We start from the raw sequence: 6,182 nt of genomic DNA on the forward strand, positions 1-6,182 counted from the left end.
GCCCGAGTCGAAGGTGACCCTGGGCAGTCAGTTCGATGATCAGGGCATGCACCGGGCCACCCTGGACGCTACCGGGCCGCTGAACCAGGACGGTTCGCTGGCCTACCGCCTGAACCTGCTGGGCGAAGGCGGCGACAGCTTCCGTGACGACGTGGAAAGCGAGCGCTATGACGTGGCGCCGGTACTCAGCTGGCAGGTCAATGACAGCACCAGAATCGTCTTCGAGGGCGATTTCATGCGCAACAACCACCCGCTGGACCGCGGCCTCACCCGCTACGCCACCCAGACCGGCAGCGCATCGCGCGACACCTATATCTGGGAAAAAGGCAGCGACAACCTGCTGCACAACGACAACAACATGGCCCAAGTGCGTTTCGAGCACCTGCTCAACGACAACTGGACGCTGGGCGGTGGTTTCCAGTTCCTCGATGGCTCGCTCAAAGGTAACGCCGTGGAAGCCGATGGCGCACCGGCAGACGGCCGCACCCTGCAACGCAACTTCAACTACCGCAAGCTGGAATGGACCGACCGCGACTGGCAACTGAACCTGACCGGCCACTTTGATACCGGTGCGTTCAGCCACACCCTGCTGACCGGCGTGGAGTACGAGAACTACGACTACAACTCGATCATCCGCCGCTCCTCTGCTCCTTACCCGATAGACATCTACAACCCGGTGCTGGGCCAGCCCCGCCCGGCACTGGTGCGCACCACCACCTGGGACAAGGAAAACCTGCAGACCTGGGCCTTCTTCATTCAGGACCAGGTGGCGCTGACCGAGCGCCTCAAGGCCCTGGCGGGTGTGCGCTTCGAGCGCTTCGAGCATGACTACGACAACAAGCTGAACAATGCCGGTGATTTCGACAAGGGCGAAAACGGCGTGACCCCGCGCTTCGGCCTGCTGTATGACCTGACCGACACGGTCGCGGTCTATGCCAACACCGCGCGCTCGTTCAAGCCCAACACTGGCACCCCGGCCGGCGGTGGTGGCTTCGACCCTGAAAAGGGCAAGTCATACGAACTGGGCGTGAAGTGGGAGGCGCTTGACCGCCAGCTGAGCGTCGATGCGGCGGTGTATCACATCGTCAAGGAAAACGTGCTGACCCGCGACCCGGTCGACCCCAACTTCAGTGTCGCCGCCGGCCAGGTGCGCAGCCGTGGCCTGGATATCAACATCGCTGGCAACATCACCCCCGAGTGGCGTGTGATCGGCGGCTACGCCTATGTCGATGCCGAAGTGACCAAGGACAACCGCCTGCCTACCGGCACGCGCCTGGCAAACATTCCGCGCAACAGTTTCAGCCTGCTCAACACCTATGAGTTCCAGGACGGCTTCGCCAAGGGCCTTGGGCTGGGGATGGGAGTGAAATACGTGGACGACCGCAATGGCCAGACCGAGGCAGTGACCTACAACATGGACCAGTACACCGTGGTCGACCTGCTGGCCTTCTACAAAGTCAACGAGCACGTGCGCCTGAACCTGGACGTGAAGAATGTGTTCAACAAGGAGTATGACGAGGGGGCGTTCAACCTTTACGCCTATCCGGGGGCACCGCGGACGGTGCAGGCAGGGATTTCCTACACCTTCTGATGCAGGTGGGGCCGCTTTGCGGCCCCGGTTGTTCAGATAGCCTTACTGTAGAACAGCGAGTACGACTCGATCCCGTCGTTAGGCTCTTTGATCCCTGCGTTGGAGTAGTGCATCGCGCGGATCCCCACCTTCTGCTCCCCCGGCAGTTTCAGGCCAAAACCGATACGGTCCTCGAAGTTGACCGACGAACCCAGGCGCTGGTCACCCACCTCGGTCTTGGAAAACGCTGCCAGACCAATGCCGGCCTCGATATACGGGGTGTAGGTGAAACCGCTGAACTCGTAAGTGAACACCGGGCTGAACGACAGCGAATGCGCGCCACTGGCGTCACCACCCTCCCAGTAGGTATAGCCGGCATCCCAGTAACCGGTCACATGCCCGGTACTGCTTTCCAGCCACTTCGTGTCCCAGTCGAACGACAGGCCGATACGGTATGTCATGTCGCCCTGGCTGGTGGCCCCTACGGCGCCGGACACCTGCGCGGCCTGGGCCAGGTTGGCCCCGACACAGGCCAGCACTGCAGCGGCCAGCGAAGCTGCGAGACGGGTTTTCATCAACAACTCTCCTGATGGTCTACACGGCAAGCGGGGGCTCTGGCCCCTCGGTCTTATGCGGTGACTGGCGCATCCCGACCAGTCACACGGAGTAATACTTTTCCGATTATTGACCAGATAAACAGAAAGTTGAAAGTGAATTGCCACTATTGGCGAATCCACCACCCAAGCCCCGCATCGCCGGCAAGCCATGCGCCGTACTTGTGGGAGCCTGGCTTGCCGTGGCGACGAACCGCGGCGATGGGCCGCAAGGCGGCCCCTTTGCTTGACGGTCTGGCATTCACCCAAGCCCCTGCCCCGCAAGATAGCGATGATCAACGCCAGTTCAGGTTCACGGTCGCAGGCGCCTTGCCGCTCACGCTCACCTGTTGCTGTACCGTCTGACCTTGGGCGTTGCCGGTGACTTTGTACTTGCCTGGTGGCAACTGCACATACAGCAAAGGCCCGGCATCACTGACGCTGAGCACGGTTTGCCCTTGGGCATTGTCGATATCGACCGTGGCGCCACTCTGGAACTTGCCTTCCGGCCCGGTAGAGAGTTCCACGTGCAGGTCATAGCCCGGCAGCTTGCGCAGGGCATTGGCTTCATCCTGGCCGATACCGCCTTGCACATAGCGCACGCCGTTCTGTTCCTGCGGTTGCAGTTGCACCGCCTGCATGTCGATGGGCGCATTGAGGTCGGCAGCGGCGGCCAGGGTCCATGGCATGGCCAGGGTGATCAGCAGCGCCGCGCCAAGGGCATAGTGATGGTTACGCATGGTATGACCCTCCTTTCGAGGATGGCTTACCTAATATCTGATCCTCCAGGCGCAGTGGTGTTCGTGGGGATGCAGGGTCAGCTGAATGAAATTCGCACTTTAAGAAAAATAATGCTTTAAATCATAAAGCTACGCTATCTTCCTCAAGTAGTTTCACAAACATGCTCAAACTGCGCGACACCGTGCCCCGGCGCCAGACCAGCCAGGTTTTCAGGTAACGGAAATCCTCCGACATCGGCCAGGCACTGACCGTGCTGCACCCTGGCATATTGTCGAGCATGCTGCGCGGCATCATGGCCAGGCCGGCGCCAGCGCTGACGCAGGCCAGCATGCCGTGATAAGACTCCATCTCGTGGATCTTGCCCGGCACCGCCTGGTCCTGGATGAACCAGCTTTCGAAGTGGTGGCGGTAGGAGCAGTTGGCGCGAAAAGCGTAGATGCTTTCGCCGTTCACATCCTGGGCGCGGGTGACGGGTGCGTGGTTGAGCGGCGCGATGACCATCATCTCTTCCTCGAACACCGGCATGCCTTCCAGCGTGGGGTGCAGCACGGGGCCATCGACGAACGCCGCCACCAGCCGACCAGACAGCACGCCTTCGAGCATGGTCCCGGAAGGCCCGGTGGACAGGTCCAGGTCAACCTTGGGGTAGCGCTGGTTATACGCCGCCAGCAAGGCTGGAATGCGCACCGCCGCCGTGCTTTCCAGCGAGCCGAGGGCGAAGGTGCCCTGCGGATCATCACCGGCCACGCTCAGCCGTGCTTCATGCACGAGGTCGAGGATGCGCCGGGTGTACTCGAGAAAATTCCAGCCCGCAGGCGACAGGCGCAGACGGCTCTTTTCGCGAATGAACAGCTCCACGCCCAGGTCTTCTTCCAGCTGCTTGATGCGCGTGGTCAGGTTCGACGGTACCCGATGGATGTGCTGTGCGGCGGCGCTGATGCTGCCGTGCTCGGCAACGGCCTTGAAAATCTCGAGTTGCACCAGGTCCACGGCCTTTCTCCAAACGTGAATGTTTCGCTCATTATTATTCAGTTTTCATTAAACCCATAGCCCACTAGTCTGGCGTCACCTGATTAACAACAACGAGAGTGTCCCGCCATGAGCGCGATCAGCAGCCTGACCCACGCCATCTCCCTCGACCCGTACAGCGGCGAGCAGATCGGCGCCTACCCGTTCGACACCGACGCCGCACTGGAAGCGGCGCTGCAACGTGCCAAGGTCGGCTACCGCCAGTGGCGCCAGGTGTCGCTGGGTCAGCGCAGCGAGTACTTGCTGGCCCTGGCCAGTACTCTCGAAGCCAAGGCCGAAGCGTTCGCGCAAATGATCAGCCGCGAAATCGGCAAGCCCGTCGCCCAGGCCCGTGGCGAAGTCAGCAAATGCGTCGGCCTGTGCCGCTGGTACGCCGAACATGGTCCGGCCATGCTCGCCGCCGAGCCGACCCAGGTTGAAAAAGCCCGCATCGAATACCGCCCGCTGGGCCCGATCCTTGCCGTGATGCCGTGGAACTTCCCGGTTTGGCAGGTGCTGCGCGGCGCTGTGCCGGCGATTCTGGCCGGCAACACCTACGTGCTCAAGCACGCACCGAACGTGATGGGCAGCGCTTACCTGATGGGCGAGCTGTTCAAGGATGCCGGCCTGCCGGAAGGCGTGTTCGAGGTGCTGAACGTGACCCCGGACGGCGTCACCCGCGCCATCAACGACCCGCGCATCGCCGCCGTGACCCTGACCGGCAGCGTGCGCGCCGGCATGGCGATTGGCGCCCAGGCCGGCGCCGCGCTGAAGAAGTGCGTGCTCGAGCTGGGAGGTTCCGACCCGTTCATCGTGCTGGCTGACGCTGACCTGGATGCTGCCGTGCAGGCGGCAGTCATTGGCCGTTACCAGAACACCGGCCAGGTCTGCGCTGCGGCCAAACGCCTGATCGTCGAAGAAAGCATCGTCGATGAATTCACGCGCAAGTTCGTAGAAGCCACGCGCCAGCTGAAACTGGGTAACCCGCTGGAAGACGACACGTACATCGGCCCGATGGCCCGCTATGACCTGCGCGACGAGCTGGATGGCCAGGTTCAGGCGACCCTAGCCGAAGGCGCCACCCTGCTGTTGGGTGGCAGCAAGGTCGAAGGCGTGGCCAACTTCTATGCACCGACCGTGTTCGCCAACGTCACCCCAGAAATGACAGCATTCAAGCAGGAGCTGTTCGGGCCGGTGGCGGCGATCATCACCGCGCGGGATGCCGAGCATGCCGTGGAGCTGGCCAACGACAGCGAGTTCGGCCTGGCTTCGACCATCTACACCGCCGACTATGCACTGGCCGAGCGCATGACGGCAGCGCTGGATACCGGTGGCGTGTTCATCAACGGCTACTGCGCTTCCGACCCCCGCGTGGCGTTTGGCGGTGTGAAGAAGAGCGGGTTCGGGCGGGAGCTGTCGCACTTTGGTGTGCGTGAGTTCACCAATGCCCAGACGGTGTGGCTGGATCGTAACTGATTCAAGGCCAGGGGGCCGCTTTGCGGCCCATCGCGACACAAGGCCGCTCCTACAGGACACTGATGCTGGGCGCTCCGCGTACCCTGCTGAATCAGTAAGTTATGTGAAGCTGCGAGGCCCCCAGGACCTCAATCCCGAACCTGGTCCTTGACCCAGTCCAGCATCCCCCCCGGCACGATCAGCTCATGCCGCGCCCGCGAACAGGCGGTATACAAGCCCGCCAGCATCCGCGCCCGCTCATTGCGGTTGCCCGCCACCTGCGGCGGCACCATCAGCTCTGGCGACACCATCACCCGGGAAAACTCCATGTTTTTCACATCCCGTACCCGCCCCAGGAACAGCTTGGGCGCCTTGTCCCAGCGGTAGCGGCTCTTGGCCTTGGCAAAGTGCTCCGGCGTATAGCCCTTGCGCAGCATGGTGGCCACGGCAACGAACGCCTTGTCATCGCCTTTGTCCTGCTCCAGCGCCTGCCAGCTGGCATAACGAAACAGCATCGGATGGCGCGGCCGCGTGCCATGCCGGTACAGCTCGATGCAGTCCTCGACGAACAGTTCGAAGTCCTTGCGGGCGCTTTGCAGCAACACGAACGGCACGCCTTGGTGAGTCAGGCGCTGAAACCAGCCAAACAAACCCCATTCGTCATCGACAATCAGCGCCGTGGGCTGCTCCGGCACCGTCACCGTGTCGAAGAAACTGACCCGGGTGTAATGCTCGGCGCTGCCACTGAATGCCGCCTGGATCGCCGCCGGATGTGCCTGAATCAGTGGGTTCAGCACATTGTCCATCGCCGGGCC

General features: G+C 62.2%; 5 protein-coding genes and 1 pseudogene. 2 read left to right on the top strand and 4 right to left on the bottom strand.

Features of this window, described 5'->3' with window-relative positions; translation table 11 throughout:
• The coding region (locus tag HP547_RS26390; RefSeq protein WP_172288356.1) for a TonB-dependent siderophore receptor at positions 1-1,591 on the top strand (1,591 nt) is incomplete at its 5' end.
• 32 nt (positions 1,592-1,623) lie between these two features.
• Here HP547_RS26390 and HP547_RS26395 read toward each other — a convergent pair.
• The 3 genes from HP547_RS26395 to HP547_RS26405 all read right to left on the bottom strand — a co-directional run bounded on the left by HP547_RS26395 (position 1,624) and on the right by HP547_RS26405 (position 3,894).
• A complete protein-coding gene (locus HP547_RS26395; RefSeq protein ID WP_172230208.1) occupies positions 1,624-2,145 on the bottom strand; it encodes an acyloxyacyl hydrolase in 522 nt (173 codons plus the stop codon).
• Between the two features lie 314 nt (positions 2,146-2,459).
• Entirely contained in the window at positions 2,460-2,903 is a 444-nt protein-coding gene (locus HP547_RS26400) for a carboxypeptidase regulatory-like domain-containing protein (protein WP_172288358.1), read from the bottom strand.
• A 121-nt stretch (positions 2,904-3,024) separates the two neighbouring features.
• A complete protein-coding gene (locus HP547_RS26405; protein ID WP_172288360.1) occupies positions 3,025-3,894 on the bottom strand; it encodes a LysR substrate-binding domain-containing protein in 870 nt (289 codons plus the stop codon).
• 108 nt (positions 3,895-4,002) lie between these two features.
• Between HP547_RS26405 and HP547_RS26410 the strand changes: the two genes are divergently transcribed.
• Positions 4,003-5,388, top strand: a complete 1,386-nt coding sequence (locus HP547_RS26410; RefSeq protein WP_172288362.1) for an aldehyde dehydrogenase family protein — start codon at positions 4,003-4,005, stop codon at positions 5,386-5,388.
• 128 nt (positions 5,389-5,516) lie between these two features.
• On the opposite strand, the pseudogene HP547_RS26415 reads toward HP547_RS26410, so the two are convergent.
• Positions 5,517-6,182: pseudogene (locus tag HP547_RS26415) on the bottom strand (hypothetical protein); the annotation flags it as partial.

The organism is Pseudomonas sp. CM27, from assembly GCF_013179515.1.
In the GTDB taxonomy this organism is placed as follows: domain Bacteria; phylum Pseudomonadota; class Gammaproteobacteria; order Pseudomonadales; family Pseudomonadaceae; genus Aquipseudomonas.